The following is a 15723-nucleotide window of genomic DNA, read 5'->3' as shown; positions in this document are numbered from 1 at the left end:
GCCTTATTGTATAAGTCCACACCACACTTCGTTTATAAACTAAAAATATTATTCCGCTTCGGTAGCATACATTTTTTCGCGTTGCTCTTTTATTTTCTTATCGTCCATATACTCATCAAAAGTCATATAACGGTCGATAACGCCATTTGGAGTTAATTCTACTACTCTATTTCCAACAGTTTGTGCAAATTCGTGGTCATGCGTTGTAAAAAGCACGGTTCCCTTAAAGTTTTTAAGTGAGTTGTTAAATGCTGTAATAGATTCTAGATCTAGGTGATTTGTAGGTTCGTCTAGCATTAAAACGTTAGCACGCATCATCATCATTCTACTTAACATACAGCGCACTTTTTCACCTCCAGAAAGCACATTGCTCTTTTTTAATGCTTCTTCACCACTGAAAAGCATTTTACCTAAAAACCCTCTAATATGAACTTCTTCACGTTCTTCTTCAGTTTTGGCGTATTGACGTAACCAATCAACTAAAGATAAATCGTTTTGGAAAAATTCTTCATTATCTAACGGCAAATAGCTCTGATTGGTTGTAATTCCCCATTGAAATTCACCGCTATCTGGTTTTAAATTGCCATTTAATATTTCATAAAAAGCTGTGGCAGCACGTGAATCTCTTGAATAAACAACAACCTTATCTCCTTTCGCTAAGTTTAAATTAACGTTTTTAAACAACACCTCCCCATCAATTGAAGATGAAAGGTTTTCTATGTTTAAAATTTGATCTCCTGCTTCACGATCGCGATCAAAAATAATAGCAGGATAACGTCTGCTTGAAGGTTTTATATCTTCAATATTTAATTTCTCGATCATCTTTTTACGCGATGTAGCTTGCTTACTTTTCGCCACGTTTGCGCTAAACCTCATAATAAACTCTTGCAGCTCTTTCTTTTTTTCTTCGGCTTTTTTGTTTTGCTGAGCACGTTGGCGCGCCGCTAATTGACTACTTTCATACCAAAAAGTATAGTTACCACTGTAGTGCGTAATTTTTCCGAAATCGATATCACTAATATGTGTACAAACCGAATCTAAAAAGTGACGGTCGTGCGAAACAACGATAACACAATTGTCATAATTGGCTAAAAAGTTTTCCAACCACGTAATTGTTTCATAATCCAAATCGTTTGTAGGCTCGTCCATAATTAGGACGTCTGGATTTCCGAAAAGTGCTTGTGCAAGTAGCACTCGAACTTTTTGTTTTCCATCTAAATCTTTCATTAACGTGTAATGATAACTTTCATCAATGCCAAGGTGTGAAAGCAATGTCGCTGCATCGCTTTCAGCATTCCATCCGTTCATTTCTTCAAATTCAACTTGAAGTTCACCTATTTTTTCAGCATTTGCATCGGTATAATCCTCGTAAAGTTTATCGATTTGAGTTTTAATAGCGAAAAGCTCTTTATTACCTCGTACAACGGTTTCTAAAACCATAAAATCATCGTAAGCGTTGTGGTTTTGTTCTAAAACAGACATGCGCTTACCCTTTTCTAAGTGCACCCGTCCTGAAGTTGGCTCTTGTTTTCCTGAAATTATTTTTAGGAAGGTAGATTTTCCCGCACCGTTAGCCCCGATAATACCATATATATTACCAGTGGTAAATTGAGTGCTTACCTCGTCGAACAAAACTCTTTTGCCGAACTGAACTGATAAATTTGAAACTGATAGCATACTTTCTTAAATTTTGCGCAAAAGTAGCCATTTAACTGATACGCTGAAAAGATTAACTTTCAAATGGCGCTTTTAACCATGATTTAACACAATCCATTGATGCTCTCGGTTACATTTGTTCACAATTATAATTAATGTGCTCTTGGTTAGAAAATTACTTCCTCTTGTTATACTACTGTTAACCCTATTTTCTTGTAAAGAGAAGAACAACCCTGTTGATGGAACTACCTGGATAGGCGGTCAAATAGTAAATCCGAAGTTAGACTATGTTATTTTTGGTCAAGGTAAACTGGTAATGGACACGGTTAATCTCGATTCCAATAATTTCTTTTTATATAGAACCGATAAAATAAAAGAGGGGTTATACACCATTCGACACAATGAAACCCAGGTTTTTTATATTGAACCGGGAGACAGCCTTTTAATACACGTAAATACAATTGAATTTGACGAATCATTAGCCTATTCAGGAAAAGGTGCAGAACAAAACAACTTGTTGATGGACCTATATTTGAGAAGTGAAAAAGAAAACAAAATTCTTCCAAAATGGTATACGCTTTCTCCAGAAGAATTTACCTCAAAAATCGACTCAATAAAGGTTGAAAAAGAAATCGAGTATAAAGATTTTCTTGATAAAAATACTGTAAGCGAAGGTTTTAAAGAAGTAGCTCAAGCTTCTATTGACTATGATTATTTTTCCAAAAAGGAAATGTACGGAATGGCCAACAGAAGTAGGATTGAAACAATTGGGGATGATTTTTATAGTTTTAGAAAAGATATAGATTTCAATAATGAAAAGCTTCGATTTTATTATCCTTACTACCGTTTTTTAAATCGCTATTTCACTAATTTGACAATTGCAAAACATCCTCCTGGAACTGATCGTAATTCATACGATTTTAGCGTTGATAAAATAAACGCCATAAACAGTGCTATATCAAACGATTCTATTAAAAACAGTTTGTTGCGATTTACCGCATTTCGCTATTTGTTTTGCGCGAAAGATCCAAATGAAGAAAAGCAATTTTATGAGTTGTTCGCGAGTTTAAATAATAATTCAAGACACCTAATCGAGATTGAAGAATTGACAGAAGCCACGATTAAAATGTCTAAAGGCAATTTGATTTCGAACGTTTCATTGCTATCGATGGACAACAATGTGCTGAACCTTCATAGTGTAGTAACCAAACCAACTGTGCTTTATTTTTGGTCTGCTGAATCTCCAAATCAAGCAAAAATGGTTCATAACCGTTCTGCCGAATTGAAATCTAAATATCCTGAATATAACTTTATTGCCATCAACAGGGACACACACTTTAAAAAATGGCGAAACACTGTTAAAAATTTAGGGTACAACCCAAAACAGGAATTTCAACTAGAAAATGTTCCAGAAGCAGAGAAACAGTTAGTCCTTAGCACAACTAGCAAAGCAATTATTTTGGACAAAAACTCCGTAATTCTTGATGGAAATACAAATATGTTTAATAACGATTTTGAGGAGTTATTGCTTGGGTTTTTAAACAAATAGCAAAAACTCCCCATTTTTTTTAAATGCTGCTTTCTAGAATTTATTTCTTGAATGAAATAGAAATTTAGTTCCCCTTTTTGTGGTCTGCCAAAAATTGTTTCAATCCGCTATCTGTTAGAGGGTGCTTTAAAAGCCCTTCAATTGATGATAGTGGTCCCGTCATTACATCGGCTCCAATTTTTGCACAATTTACAACGTGCATTGTATGCCTGATTGAAGCTGCTAAAATTTCTGTTTCAAAGCCGTAATTATCATAAACAAGACGAATGTCTGCAATCAATTCGAGTCCGTCTGTAGAAATATCGTCCAATCTTCCAATAAATGGTGAAACGTAAGTAGCTCCCGCCTTTGCAGCCAATAACGCTTGCCCCACAGAAAATACCAACGTACAATTTGTTCGAATACCTCGATCGGCAAAATATTTAATTGCTTTCACGCCTTCTTTTATCATTGGAATTTTTACTACAATTTGGTCGTGAAGTTCTGCTAACTCTTCCCCTTCTTTTACCATTCCATCAAAATCGGTTGCAATTACCTCTGCTGAAACGTCTCCGTCAACAATATTACAAATGTCTACGTAGTGTTTCAGTATGTTGTTACGGCCTGTAATACCTTCTTTAGCCATTAACGATGGGTTTGTAGTTACTCCATCAAGAATTCCCATGTCTTGGGCTTCGCGAATTTGATCAAGGTTAGCAGTGTCGATAAAAAATTTCATAGCTTAAGTTTTCTAGTTATTTAACGCAAAAATACACAAGATAAGTTGCGTTCAATATAGTTTTCGGAAAAGATTGTTTGTTGGCAGAAACTGAAGTTAGGAAAAACTAAAAATCCTTTAATACCATAATTGGAATTAAAGGATTTTATTAAAATAATTTTATTATTCAGAACTATGCTTTTCTGAAAATATAATATTAGGTTTTACGTGAAGCAGCGCTTTTAGTGGCTCCACCTTTCTTTGCAGATGAGGCTTTTTGAGCTGTGTTTTTAGGTGCAACGGATTTTGCAGCTCCAGAAGTTTTTGTTTCCTTAGTGGCTTCAACAGCTTCTTTGCCTTCTTCATTAGCGTTCTTTTCAGCTACAGAGAAATCGGTCAAGTTGTTTTTAACAAGCATATTGTACCACTGAATTACTTTTTTGATATCGCTTGGATAAACACGATCCTCATCATAATCTGGTAAAATATTGAAGAAATATTCTTCTAATTCTTCTTTTGAAACCTTGTGGCTTATGGCTTCCTTTCCTTCTTCTTTGTCTGCAATTTTCTGAAAAACTTCTCGAAGTGGCACTTCAGAAGTTAACGTATAAATAGCAATTTCAGAAAGTAGACTCACACTGTGGCGACCACTAACGTTCACGGTTTTTCCATCCAGAAGCGATTCTGCTAGAAAACCATTACGAGTTTGATTCTTTAATAAGAAAAGTCCCGGTTTGCCGGAAATGGATAGCACTTTTTCTAAGCTCATAAAATATTTTTAAATTTTAACGGTTGCAAATATCTTTGGTTTGATTAATATAAACAAGCGTGTTAACGTTTCTTTTTTGCATTGGGAAAACGCATTCGGTAATCGACATCTATTTTCCCTTTAGAGATGTTGGTCAACTTACTTTTAATTAACCTTTTCTTTAAAGGCGAAAGTTTGTCTGTAAAAAGAACACCTTCAATATGGTCGTACTCGTGTTGCACAATGCGAGCAACAATACCACTTAAGGTTTCTTTGTGTTTTTTGAAGTTTTCATCTTCGTATACAATCGTAATTTCAGGCTGACGGAAAACATCTTCACGTACATCAGGAATACTTAAACACCCTTCATTAAAAGCCCACTCATCGCCTGATTCTTCAATTATTTCAGGATTAATGAACACCTTTTTAAATGTTGAAGCAAATTTTTGTTCCTCTTCAGTTAAATCTTCATCATCTTCAAAAATGGTCGCATCTACGATAAAAAGTCGGACAGCCATTCCAATTTGTGGTGCTGCCAACCCGATGCCTCGCGCCGCATACATAGTTTCGAACATGTTTTCGATTAGCTCATCCAACTTCGGAAAATCCTTGGTTATCGCTTCGGTTTCTTTTCGTAATACGGGGTCGCCGTATGCAACAATAGGTAAAACCATTTGTAAATGTTTAATGATTAATGATTAAATTATAATTATCGGTTCAGGTTTTTTTCGGCTGTAATTCTCGAAGCAATCCCATTATTCACTAGCCATTATAAAGGTATTCTTGTAAAATTATCGTCGCGCTAATCTCATCAATCAACGCTTTATTTAGGCGTTGCTTCTTCTTTAAGCCGCTATCGATCATTGTTTGAAAAGCCATTTTACTAGTATAACGTTCATCAACACGTTTCACCTCTAAGTCGGGGAAAACGTTGGTAAATTTCTTTAAAAACTTCTGAATTTCTTGTTCAATATTGGAATGCGTTCCGTCTTTTTGCTTCGGTTCACCCACTAAAACCAATGCTACTTTTTCTGAAGCGATATATTTCTTCAAAAACTCCATTAATTCAGAGGTAGCAACGGTTGTCAACCCTGAAGCAATCAACTTCATTTCGTCTGTAATGGCAATACCTGTGCGTTTACTGCCGTAATCCAATGCTAAAATCCTTCCCATAACGACTGCAAAAGTAAGAGTTTGTTAATTACTATACTACTATCTATTCTGATTTTGATTTATGAAGAGTATATTTGTCAAAATGTCGTTGATAGTAACGACAAGCGAATAACACAGTAAAAAACTTGGTTCAATGATTCTGAACCGAATTCAAAATAATATTTATGCAAGGACTTAAACAAACCATAGAAAAAGCTTGGGAAGACCGTTCCCTACTCTCCGAAACTGAAACCATTGTCGCCATACGCGAAGTTGTTAACCTTTGTGATGCAGGGGAACTCCGTTGTGCTGAACCAACGGCTGATGGCTGGCAGGTAAACGAATGGGTTAAAAAAGCAATCGTACTCTACTTCCCGATTCAAAAAATGCGGACTATGGAAGCTGGTATTTTTGAATATCACGATAAAATTCCTTTGAAATCAGGTTATGAAGCGAAAGGAATCCGAGTTGTTCCTCACGCTGTGGCACGTCACGGGGCTTATATCTCTAAAGGAGTTATCCTTATGCCGAGTTATGTGAATATTGGCGCGTATGTTGACGAAGGTACAATGGTAGACACGTGGGCTACTGTGGGCAGTTGCGCTCAAATCGGTAAAAACGTACACTTAAGCGGTGGCGTTGGCATTGGAGGCGTTTTAGAACCACTTCAAGCTGCACCCGTTATTATTGAGGATGATGCGTTTATAGGCTCACGCTGCATTGTAGTTGAAGGCGTTCGCGTGGGGAAAGAAGCTGTTTTGGGTGCTAACGTTGTGCTGACGGCTTCCACAAGAATCATTGACGTAACAGGTGAAAAACCTGTAGAAATAAAAGGATACGTTCCCGAACGCTCTGTAGTTATTCCGGGAAGTTATACTAAATCGTTTCCTGCGGGCGACTATCAAGTTCCTTGTGCCTTGATAATTGGAACCCGAAAAGCAAGTACTAATTTGAAAACTTCACTGAATGATGCCCTGAGGGAGTACGGGGTGGCGGTTTAATTGGTTGTATTGTAAATAGCAGCAGTTGAAGAAAATAATGTTTTGAAAGAAGTTTTATTGTCAAAACTTCATCTTCATCTTCAACTGCTATTTCCTCCGCCTCCGCAACTTCTTACTATTTATTTTCTTCTGAAACTGTCTGCTATATTTAGACATTAAAGCGTGAACTTCTTCATAGGGCTTGCCATAAAGTTCGGCATACTCCTTTGACATTATCTGTATCATCTTTTTTGAAAGCCACAATCGTCTAAAGTTGTCCATACGCTTATCAAAATCCATCGGCTCGAAACGCATACGATTAAGGTCGATTAGATAAAATTCGTATTGAGGATTGTCGTTTTTATTGACTACTATCAGCGTATTTCCTGGAGAATGATCTAGAAAATTGACATTGTTTTCGTGAAGTTTAAAAGTAAATCGTGTAAACTGTCTTAGAATTTCATCCCTATTTTCAAACTTCGGATTATGGATAAGTTCACGGAAATCAAAATCGTACTCTAAATGCTGACTTATATAGTAACTGTCTGTAAGCCCAGCTGAAAAACTTTCCGAATAGGCTACTGGAAACGGAGTGTTTATTCCAGACTCAATTAGTCTTTTAGCATATTCAAACGATCGCATTGCCTTGCTCTTTCTAAGAAAACGATATACTACCGACTGCAAAGCGTTTGGAGTCTTGAACTTTTTGATATTGAAGGTTACACCATCAATGGCGACTTTCTTTATCACATTTCGTTGGCCTTGAGTTACATACTCATCGTTTTTAGAGAAATTTTGCAGTGTTTTTTGCAACTCGTTCTCTAATTGTGAATAATGTGGATGAACAACAAAATTATCGCGCATTTTTTGTATTTATATCGTCAAAAGGATTATTTTGCGAAGGTAATCTTTATGGAGAAAATACTCGTTATACAAAATAAAAGAATTGGTGATGTTTTGATCAGTTCGATCATTGCAAACAATATTAAGAAAATCTTCCCAGATAGTGAAGTGACTTATTTTGTTTACGATTACACCACCGGAGTTTTAGAAAACAATCCGAATATTGACCGCGTTATTTCAGTTAAGGAAAAAGAACTAAAAAAAATCGGTAACCTTTTAAAGACCATTTCAAAAATAAGAAAGGAAAAATACGACATTATTTTTGATCCATATTCCAAGTTCCAAAGTAGAGCAATCTGTTTATTTTCAAACGCTAAATACAGAATCGGCTTGAAGCGAGCGCATAAAGAGCTCAAAATTAATTTTTACACACACCCAATCAGTTTACTAGAGAAACGCTCTAAAACTTGCGGAAAAGCAATCGAAGATCGTATTAATATGATAAGCTCTGTTTTCGATTTAAATAATCCCGATTATGAGCCTAAAATCTTCCTGACAAAAGAAGAACATAATTACAACAGAATCGATTCGCTTCAAAAACCAGTAATAATGTTGGGGGTTTTTGGAAGCACGCCACAAAAATCTATGCCCCACGAATATATGGTGGAGATTATAGATTACATTACTGAAAATTATAAGGGAACCATTCTTTTCAATTATGCGCCCTATCAAAAGGAAGAAGCATTGAAATTGTACCAAATGTGCAAAAATAAAGAACAAATTAACCCTGATATATACGAAGACTCCATCCGAGGCTTTATAACTCTAATGAACAAATGCGACCTTTTGGTTTCCAACGAAGGCGGGAGTGTCCATATTACCAAGGCTTTGAATAAACCGACATTTACAATTTATTCCCCATACGTCAACAAAGAGCATTGGAGCAGTTTTGAGGATTCAGACTTACACGATTCCATTCATTTATTAGAAGAGAAACCAGCACTTTTTGATAGCTTTACACTTGAAGAACGAAGAAAAATTGAAGCAGACCCTAATGCACTTTACAAGGAATTGACTCCAGAAATGATTCTTTCAAAATTAAAACCATTCTTGGAACATCACCTAGAAACACTTTAAACAAATGAACCTACTAGATAAATTTCATAACTGGCGTAGGATGCATCGATGGAACCGCCAATATAGAAGCGGGAGATGGGATAATCTTAAAAGCGATAAAGAAGTAGCCCGCTATCAAAAAATAATAGAATCGATAAAACAATTTGCTCCTGAAAATCCAAGTATTCTAGACATTGGATGTGGAGAAGGCGTGCTGACTGAACGCATGAATCCAAACGACTATTCCTATTTTGTGGGTTTGGATTTTTCAAGTGAATCGATCAAGCTAGCTGCTAAAAAGAATTTACCAAAAACCAAATTTATAGCTGCCGATGCAATGAAGTTTCAGCCAGAACAGAAATTTGATGCAATTGTTTTTAACGAAGCTTTTTATTACATCCACGATTCTGAAAAACAAAACGTACTCACAAGAATGCTGGAAAGCCTCTCCCCCGAGGGAGTTTTAATAATTTCCATTTTCCGCGAAGGTCCTGGTTCGTGGGAGTATTTTAAAGAAGATGATAGATTGAAAGAGTTAGATTACACGACAGTTACCACAGATGAAAAAATGCGCTATTGGAAAGTTGGCGTATATAAAAAAACTGGAAAATAAACATTCAAATTAGTAGGATTCAGCCCTATTCTCGATAGTTATAGGTTGTGACAATCGCAGCTTCGTTAGCCTCAGTCACTACTTCCTCTTTCACAATTCCAAAAGGAGTCCATTTCAATTTTTTTTCGCGCGTTTGTTTTCGAATTGCTTGATTTTTATCAATAGACTTCTGATTTTTATATCCTCTTGGATGATCGAGATGTAAAACCACGGCATTGTAACGAATCTGTTTCGGTTTAATTCCGCTGTTTACAAGCCGTTCGCCTAGTTCGCGATCTTGTCCGCCATATTGCATACGCTCGTCAAACCCGTTAATAGCTACAATATCTTTTTTCCAACCAGAAGCGTTGTGTCCGTTCCAACTGGCGTTGGTTGGTGTAAACGAATTGAGAAGAAATGATTTCAACGGTCCCGACAAAAGTTTGTTGTTTTTAAAAGAAGGTTTTAAGTCGAGTTGCTTTAACCAAGAAACATCAAAACATTTTTCTGAATAAATATCTTCCTTTGAAATTGCTTCGGAAATATTCATTGGCAGCATAAAATAACCTCCAGATAGGAAATAACCTTCCTCTCTATATTTAACGTGCTGCTCCACAAAGTCTTTTCGCGGAATACAATCGCCATCACTCATAATTATATATTCGGTATTGCAATTCAAAATCGCCTTATTGAGAATCTGGGATTTCTGAAAACCTCTATCCTCATGCCAAACGTGGACTATAGGATAAAAAAGCTCAGTCTCCATTTGTTTTAGCAGCTGGCGCGTTTCATCATTGGAGCCATCGTCTGCAACTACAACTTCAAATTGCCTATACGTTTGATTATTATAGCCATACAGCACTTTTTTCAACCAGTCGGTGGAATTGTAAGTGCTTATTATTATGGAGGTGTCTAATTGCTTCATTCCTGCAAATATAAAGTTATTTATGAAGTTGGCTTAGGTTTATAAAAGTTGTAATTTAGATAAAATTTCATAAAATGATTACCAACACTGCTTGAAAATATATCAACAAGAGTTTGCTGAGAAATTTTCGATAAATGACGTTGTCGAAAAGATAATTTTTATTGACAAAATAGAAAAGCGAATTCAACAATCTAGATAAAATGGCGCAGCCAGTGAAAAATATTTAGAAGTTGAATTGAATCAATGGTTCAATATAGTGGTTAAAAGATGCGACATTCTATAAGTTGGTAGCAATACGACAGATTAGTTGTAAAAAGCTTGTTTTGTACGTATATTTGTACTTTAATAAATACAATATTATGCAAATAACAACTGTTTCTGATTTTAGAAAGGATATGAAAACCTATTTGGACAGAGTAATTAAGAACTTTGAGACATTGATTATAAATCGTGGGAAAGATTCTGGAATTGTAGTCATGTCTTTACAAGAATACAATTCTTTAATGGCTACAAATCACGAATTGTCTTCTCGAAATAATGAATTAAGATTAGATTCCGCAATTGACAAACTTAAGCAAGGCAAGACTTTTAACAAGGATCTAATAGAAGATTGAAATGAAGTATATTTTCGTTGACGAGTCTTGGGAAGATTATTTATATTGGCAGAAAACGGACAAAAAAAAGCTAAAAAAAATAAATGAAATTTTAAAAGACATTGCGCGAAATCCTTTTGATGGAATTGGAAAACCTGAGCCTTTAAAACATAAATATGCTGGATTTTGGTCAAGACCAATTGATAGCGAACATCGATTGATTTACCGATATAATGAAGGTGAAATATTGATTGCGAAATGCAGATTTCATTATGACTAAAAAAGTATTTTTGTAACAAGACTCAATCTATTAAGTAAAAACACCTGAAATGTAGCGTGCTAAGTCGACAACTAACATGCAACACTACGCAATAACTAGTTTCTTTATCACAAAATATGCCCAAACTCACAGTAATAATCCCCACATTCAACGAAGAAGCTTATCTTGAAGATGCACTGTTTTCTGTTTCTTTTGCCGATGAAATAATTGTTGTCGATTCCTTCAGCGCTGATAAAACCCCTGAAATTGCAAAAAAACATGCAACTAAGTTTCTACAACGAGCATTTGATAACTTTTCGAATCAGAAAAATTTTGCAATTAAAGAGGCTACAGGCGATTGGATCCTATTTTTAGATGCAGACGAACGGGTGACACATTCCCTAGAAGAGGAAATACTGGAAACTATTAAAAACCCTTTGCATGCTGGGTACTTAATAAATTTCCCTCATTTCTATATGAATCGGTTTTTATACAATCATAGTGATGATGTTTTGCGCTTAGTAAAACGAGAAGGGGCGCATTTTACAGGAACAGTTCACGAAAAATTACATTGTAGCGGCAGCGTTGGCAAGTTGAAAAACAAAATGCTTCACTACACATATAAAGGTCTGAGCAATTACATAAAGAAGAAAGAATCGTACGCATGGTTTCAAGCAGAAAACTTATATAAAAGAAACAAAAAAACAACGTGGCTCCACCTATTTTTCAAACCCGGATATCGCTTTTTTAGCTCATACATTTTAAAGGGAGCTATTTTTGACGGAATTCCCGGACTAACCGTGTCTGCGGTAAATGCTTACGGCGTTTTTCAACGATATGTCAAGTTATTACTGCTTCAAAAAGGAATTCGGTAACTTCGCTAATCATTGTTTAACTAGAAGAATTTTCCAAATCTAATTTTCTGTCGGAATTTTAAAAGAGACCACTCCCCTTTCACATCAATTCTCTCAATTTCATAAGGCTTTTTAAAAGGAAATGAATTGATTCGGTTACCAATGCGCAGTCCATATTGAATTCCGTTCTGTGATAGTATTTCCTGAAAGATTTTGCTTCTTAATTTTTCCTTTGGATATTTCCCGTAAGGATATGCTAGAACAGGTGAAAATTGCAGCTTATTTTCTGAAACAAATTCAATGCATCTCCGTGTATCTGCCTCAATTTCAGCATTTGAAAGCTCAGTATATTTCTTGTGATAAAAGGAATGATACCCCAACTCCACTACATCAGCATCAAGAGATTGTAACTGTTCAATCGTCATAACATCTATTTCTGAAGTATTCCACAGGTCAGTTTTTCCCAAAAAATCTAAAGGCACAAAAAAAGTAGCTTTTAGCTTATACTTTTTCAATAACGGAACAGCAATTTGCATTTGACTAACATACGCATCATCAAAAGTTATAATTATATTTTTCTTGGATTTAACCTTCCCAAAGTGATCTAATTCATTAAAATGAAAGGTTTTATACCCTTTGGCAGCTAAGTATGAAAACTGACTTTCAAGGTGTTTCCCAGAAATGGTTAAACCCTTAGAATCTTCAAGGGATACGTGATGATACATCAAAATAGGAAGTCGAGCCATTATTGTTTCATTTATGATTCTTATAATTATTACTTTTACGCAAATTACAATTCGTTTTTGGAAAACCCTATAAAAATCTCCGCACTTGCTATAACACTCAATGAAGCCGATAATATCGGAGCATACATTGAGAGTCTTTGGTTTGCAGATGAAATCATTATTGTAGACTCATTTAGTACAGACGGCACAGTAGAAATAGCCGAAAAGTATGATAGAGTCACTGTTTATCAGCGCCCTTTCAATAACTTCTCAGAACAAAAAAACTTCGCAATTTCGAAGGCAAAAAACGAATGGGTTACTTTTTTTGATCCTGATGAAGAAGTTACCAAGAAACTAGCTGACGAGATTATTCATACAGCCAAAAACCCTACAGCAATAGGGTATTTCGTTAAGCGTGATTATTACTTTATGGACAAACTATTAAAATATAGCGGTATTCAAAACGATTATATCATCCGTTTTTTCAACAAAAGCTACTGTAAATACAATGATAATTTAGTTCACGAACTTTTAATTGCTAATGGAAAAACGCTGAAACTAAAAAATCATTTACCACATCACACTTATAAATCTTTTGACGATTACACAGCTAAAATGCATCATTATAGCGAATTGCAAGCTGTTATGCTCTATGAAAAAGATAAGAAACCAACGCTTTATCACTTCTTTTTTAGACCATTCTACCGTTTTGGATATCAATTTTTCTTTAGGCTAGGTATTCTCGATGGAAAAGAAGGCTTTATACTTGCCTATTTAAGTGCGTTTTCAGTGTTTAAACGCTATGTAAATCTTTGGTTGATGTATAGAAAGATTGAATAGTCCAGGATGTTTATCTACAGATATTTATCAATCCCCTTTTCGCACCATTTGCTTTTTTCGATGAGAGTTTTCTCTTGTATCGTATCATTAATTTCGAAACGGCTTTGGTCCTTTACTTTGTGCCAAATATGATATACTATCCCACGATAGCGAAGTCTTCTTCCTAAAACACCATTATTCATCATTCGAATAACCAATTCAGAATCTTCCCTTCCCCAGCCTTCAAATTCTTCGTTATAACCATTTACGGCGATTACATCTTTTCTCCAAAACGATACATTACAACCTCTCATTTTATCTGAAAACTCATTCGTAGTTTGATAGAGATTACTGAATGCAGGAACACGAAGGTTACGGGTTCGTTTCTTAATTCCTTTGTTGAAAAAGCCAAACTTTATTTTTTGAGCGGCGAATAATTTTGGAAGAAACTCTTCCCGAATATTAACACGACTTCCAAAGAGATACACATTGGATTGTGCCAAAGCTTTATGGTCTCTTACAAAATCCTTATGTAGAATACAATCACCATCTACCTGAATCAAATAATCTCCCTCTGCAGCGGCGATTGCCGTATTCAATATTATCGACTTACGAAACCCTTTGTCTTCATGCCAAAAATGACGAATTGGAATTGTCAACTTCTTCTGAAAACTCGCTATACACTGTTTTGTTTCTTCCTTAGAACCATCATCGGCAATAAGTATTTCGTCAGGACTTTCGGTCTGATTATTAACACTCATTAAAACCAATTCCAGTGCCTCTGGCCAGTTATATGTTGAAATTAACAAAGACGTTTTCATGAAGCAATTTATATTTATTGTAAGTTTTTATAAAGATTTAAAGTGTGTTCGGCAGTTTTACTGGCATTAAACTTATCCATAAATAATTTATATGAATTCTTTCGAAACTGCTCTTGCAATGTTTGGTCTTCTAGAATCTGAATTGTTTTTTCGGCAAGCATTTTAAAGTCTCCCACCTCAGCAAGAAACCCGTTTTCTCCATCTACAATAACTTCTGGAATTCCACCCGATTTTGTGCTAGCAACAGGAACTCGCTTGTAAAAAGCTTCGTAAATGGTTAGTGGCAATCCTTCTCGTTCCGAACTCATTACGCATACATCAAACTGAGGTAAAAAGTCTGTCGCGTTGTTTTGAAAATCAGTAAACGTTACGTAATCCATTAAACCCAATTCATTTTGAAGCACTTTTATTTCCTCCGTCATTCCGGTAAACTCACCAATTTGAACCAAATGCACATTCGTTTTTTTAAGACTGTAAACCAAATGATGCATCATCCTTAAAAGTGTTGGTAAATCTTTGGCTGGCGCGTGGTTTGCGATGTTTCCTATTAATTGCTTTTCTGAAGGAATATTAAAAAGTGTTTTCAAGTTTTCTTCGCGAACAGGAACTAGTCTACTAACATTAATTCCGTCGTAAATAACAACAAGCTTTTCTCGGTTCTTCTTTTTCATTACCTCTTGCTCCATCGATTTTTTGACAGCCTCAGAAACACAAATAATACGATTGATGTTTTTATAATTGTATTTATAAATACTCAGCGTACTCATACTGCGCCCCATTCCTTTTTTAGAAAAAACGGTTGGAGTTTTTAAGTTATAAAGCAAGTCTGAAATCGTAAACAAAGTAACCGAATCGCTCGAATGAAGATGAAGCATATTGGGCTTTTCTGAATTCACTATTTCCTTCAAAAAACGAAAGTTTTTTTTCCGACTTAATTTTCCGTCCTTAGCTTCAATAAATGGAATGTTGTTTTCTAAACAGTATGCTTGCAAAGGCGCGTTCGGTCTTCCCATGACTATATTGGTTATGCCCAATTTCTCAAGTTCGGGTATTATATCCGCCATTTGCTGTTCATTGCCGCCCCAACTGCCAGAACCGTTAAGATGTATAACCTTCATTCAAATAAAATAATGATTGGTCTCGCAAATATATAGTAATTTTGTCGGCAAAGACTTCTGCAAGCATTCATCGTCGATGAGGAAATTTATTTTTTTCAAAATTTAGAATGTGAATTCAGAACTCGTCCTATCCAGATTCAACACAAAATATTGCTGAATCCTTTCTAATGAACCTAGAAATCAACTTTTATACGAAATGCCCTCGAACGTAAAAACTGTAGTATTTTCAGTAAACACAACAGTTGGGCATATTCCTATTTCTAAAATAGTTTATAC

18 protein-coding genes are annotated in these 15723 nt (G+C 35.5%); 8 read left to right on the top strand and 10 right to left on the bottom strand.

Annotated elements, in window-relative coordinates:
* Positions 1 to 48 precede the first annotated feature (48 nt).
* Entirely contained in the window at positions 49 to 1677 is a 1629-nt protein-coding gene (locus BLW28_RS00345) for an ABC-F family ATP-binding cassette domain-containing protein (RefSeq protein ID WP_073220239.1), read from the bottom strand.
* Between the two features lie 142 nt (positions 1678 to 1819).
* Between BLW28_RS00345 and BLW28_RS00340 the strand changes: the two genes are divergently transcribed.
* Entirely contained in the window at positions 1820 to 3205 is a 1386-nt protein-coding gene (locus BLW28_RS00340; protein WP_143036806.1) for a TlpA family protein disulfide reductase, read from the top strand.
* A 64-nt stretch (positions 3206 to 3269) separates the two neighbouring features.
* On the opposite strand, the gene fsa is transcribed toward BLW28_RS00340, so the two are convergent.
* The 4 genes from fsa to ruvX all read right to left on the bottom strand — a co-directional run bounded on the left by fsa (position 3270) and on the right by ruvX (position 5823).
* On the bottom strand, positions 3270 to 3923 hold the full coding sequence (gene fsa / locus BLW28_RS00335) for a fructose-6-phosphate aldolase (RefSeq protein WP_073220244.1): 654 nt from the start codon (positions 3921 to 3923) through the stop codon (positions 3270 to 3272).
* A gap of 196 nt (positions 3924 to 4119) precedes the next feature.
* A complete protein-coding gene (locus tag BLW28_RS00330; protein ID WP_073220247.1) occupies positions 4120 to 4671 on the bottom strand; it encodes a DUF5606 family protein in 552 nt (183 codons plus the stop codon).
* 62 nt (positions 4672 to 4733) lie between these two features.
* The gene (gene def, locus BLW28_RS00325; RefSeq protein ID WP_073220250.1) at positions 4734 to 5324 is read right to left on the bottom strand and encodes a peptide deformylase; all 591 of its coding nucleotides are present in this window, start codon (positions 5322 to 5324) and stop codon (positions 4734 to 4736) included.
* A gap of 88 nt (positions 5325 to 5412) precedes the next feature.
* On the bottom strand, positions 5413 to 5823 hold the full coding sequence (gene ruvX, locus BLW28_RS00320) for a Holliday junction resolvase RuvX (RefSeq protein ID WP_073220252.1): 411 nt from the start codon (positions 5821 to 5823) through the stop codon (positions 5413 to 5415).
* 164 nt (positions 5824 to 5987) lie between these two features.
* Here ruvX and BLW28_RS00315 point away from each other — a divergent pair, with 164 nt between their 5' ends.
* Positions 5988 to 6803 carry a 2,3,4,5-tetrahydropyridine-2,6-dicarboxylate N-succinyltransferase gene (locus BLW28_RS00315; RefSeq protein ID WP_073220255.1) on the top strand — a complete coding sequence of 272 codons (816 nt, stop codon included), beginning with the start codon at positions 5988 to 5990 and terminating at the stop codon, positions 6801 to 6803.
* 87 nt (positions 6804 to 6890) lie between these two features.
* On the opposite strand, the gene BLW28_RS00310 is transcribed toward BLW28_RS00315, so the two are convergent.
* On the bottom strand, positions 6891 to 7646 hold the full coding sequence (locus tag BLW28_RS00310) for a lipopolysaccharide kinase InaA family protein (RefSeq protein ID WP_073220259.1): 756 nt from the start codon (positions 7644 to 7646) through the stop codon (positions 6891 to 6893).
* 48 nt (positions 7647 to 7694) lie between these two features.
* Here BLW28_RS00310 and BLW28_RS00305 point away from each other — a divergent pair, with 48 nt between their 5' ends.
* Complete coding sequence (locus BLW28_RS00305) at positions 7695 to 8762, top strand: glycosyltransferase family 9 protein (protein WP_073220402.1); 1068 nt, start codon at positions 7695 to 7697, stop codon at positions 8760 to 8762.
* A gap of 4 nt (positions 8763 to 8766) precedes the next feature.
* Positions 8767 to 9354 carry a class I SAM-dependent methyltransferase gene (locus BLW28_RS00300; RefSeq protein ID WP_073220263.1) on the top strand — a complete coding sequence of 196 codons (588 nt, stop codon included), beginning with the start codon at positions 8767 to 8769 and terminating at the stop codon, positions 9352 to 9354.
* Between the two features lie 25 nt (positions 9355 to 9379).
* On the opposite strand, the gene BLW28_RS00295 is transcribed toward BLW28_RS00300, so the two are convergent.
* Positions 9380 to 10258 (bottom strand): glycosyltransferase family 2 protein, encoded by an 879-nt coding sequence (locus BLW28_RS00295; RefSeq protein WP_073220266.1) that lies wholly within the window; start codon positions 10256 to 10258, stop codon positions 9380 to 9382.
* 359 nt (positions 10259 to 10617) lie between these two features.
* Between BLW28_RS00295 and BLW28_RS00290 the strand changes: the two genes are divergently transcribed.
* The 3 genes from BLW28_RS00290 to BLW28_RS00280 all read left to right on the top strand — a co-directional run bounded on the left by BLW28_RS00290 (position 10618) and on the right by BLW28_RS00280 (position 11985).
* Positions 10618 to 10872, top strand: coding sequence for a type II toxin-antitoxin system Phd/YefM family antitoxin (locus BLW28_RS00290; RefSeq protein WP_073220269.1), 255 nt, complete (start codon positions 10618 to 10620; stop codon positions 10870 to 10872).
* Position 10873: 1 nt separating this feature from the next.
* The gene (locus tag BLW28_RS00285) at positions 10874 to 11131 is read left to right on the top strand and encodes a Txe/YoeB family addiction module toxin (RefSeq protein WP_073220272.1); all 258 of its coding nucleotides are present in this window, start codon (positions 10874 to 10876) and stop codon (positions 11129 to 11131) included.
* A gap of 116 nt (positions 11132 to 11247) precedes the next feature.
* Positions 11248 to 11985: a glycosyltransferase family 2 protein gene (locus BLW28_RS00280; protein ID WP_073220275.1), complete on the top strand. Its 738-nt coding sequence runs from the start codon at positions 11248 to 11250 to the stop codon at positions 11983 to 11985.
* A 20-nt stretch (positions 11986 to 12005) separates the two neighbouring features.
* Here the strand turns inward: BLW28_RS00280 and BLW28_RS00275 are convergent, their stop codons facing one another.
* The gene (locus BLW28_RS00275; RefSeq protein ID WP_073220277.1) at positions 12006 to 12710 is read right to left on the bottom strand and encodes a polysaccharide deacetylase family protein; all 705 of its coding nucleotides are present in this window, start codon (positions 12708 to 12710) and stop codon (positions 12006 to 12008) included.
* A gap of 57 nt (positions 12711 to 12767) precedes the next feature.
* Between BLW28_RS00275 and BLW28_RS00270 the strand changes: the two genes are divergently transcribed.
* Positions 12768 to 13529: a glycosyltransferase family 2 protein gene (locus BLW28_RS00270; protein WP_073220279.1), complete on the top strand. Its 762-nt coding sequence runs from the start codon at positions 12768 to 12770 to the stop codon at positions 13527 to 13529.
* A gap of 14 nt (positions 13530 to 13543) precedes the next feature.
* On the opposite strand, the gene BLW28_RS00265 is transcribed toward BLW28_RS00270, so the two are convergent.
* Together BLW28_RS00265 and BLW28_RS00260 are read right to left on the bottom strand one after the other, a co-directional pair.
* Positions 13544 to 14329 carry a glycosyltransferase family 2 protein gene (locus BLW28_RS00265; RefSeq protein ID WP_073220280.1) on the bottom strand — a complete coding sequence of 262 codons (786 nt, stop codon included), beginning with the start codon at positions 14327 to 14329 and terminating at the stop codon, positions 13544 to 13546.
* Positions 14330 to 14343: 14 nt separating this feature from the next.
* On the bottom strand, positions 14344 to 15447 hold the full coding sequence (locus BLW28_RS00260; protein ID WP_073220282.1) for a glycosyltransferase family 4 protein: 1104 nt from the start codon (positions 15445 to 15447) through the stop codon (positions 14344 to 14346).
* Between the last annotated feature and the right edge of the window lie 276 nt (positions 15448 to 15723).

The organism is Aequorivita viscosa (assembly GCF_900106795.1).
GTDB classification, from domain to species: Bacteria; Bacteroidota; Bacteroidia; order Flavobacteriales; family Flavobacteriaceae; genus Aequorivita; species Aequorivita viscosa.
This window is presented reverse-complemented; position numbering and strand designations above follow the sequence as displayed.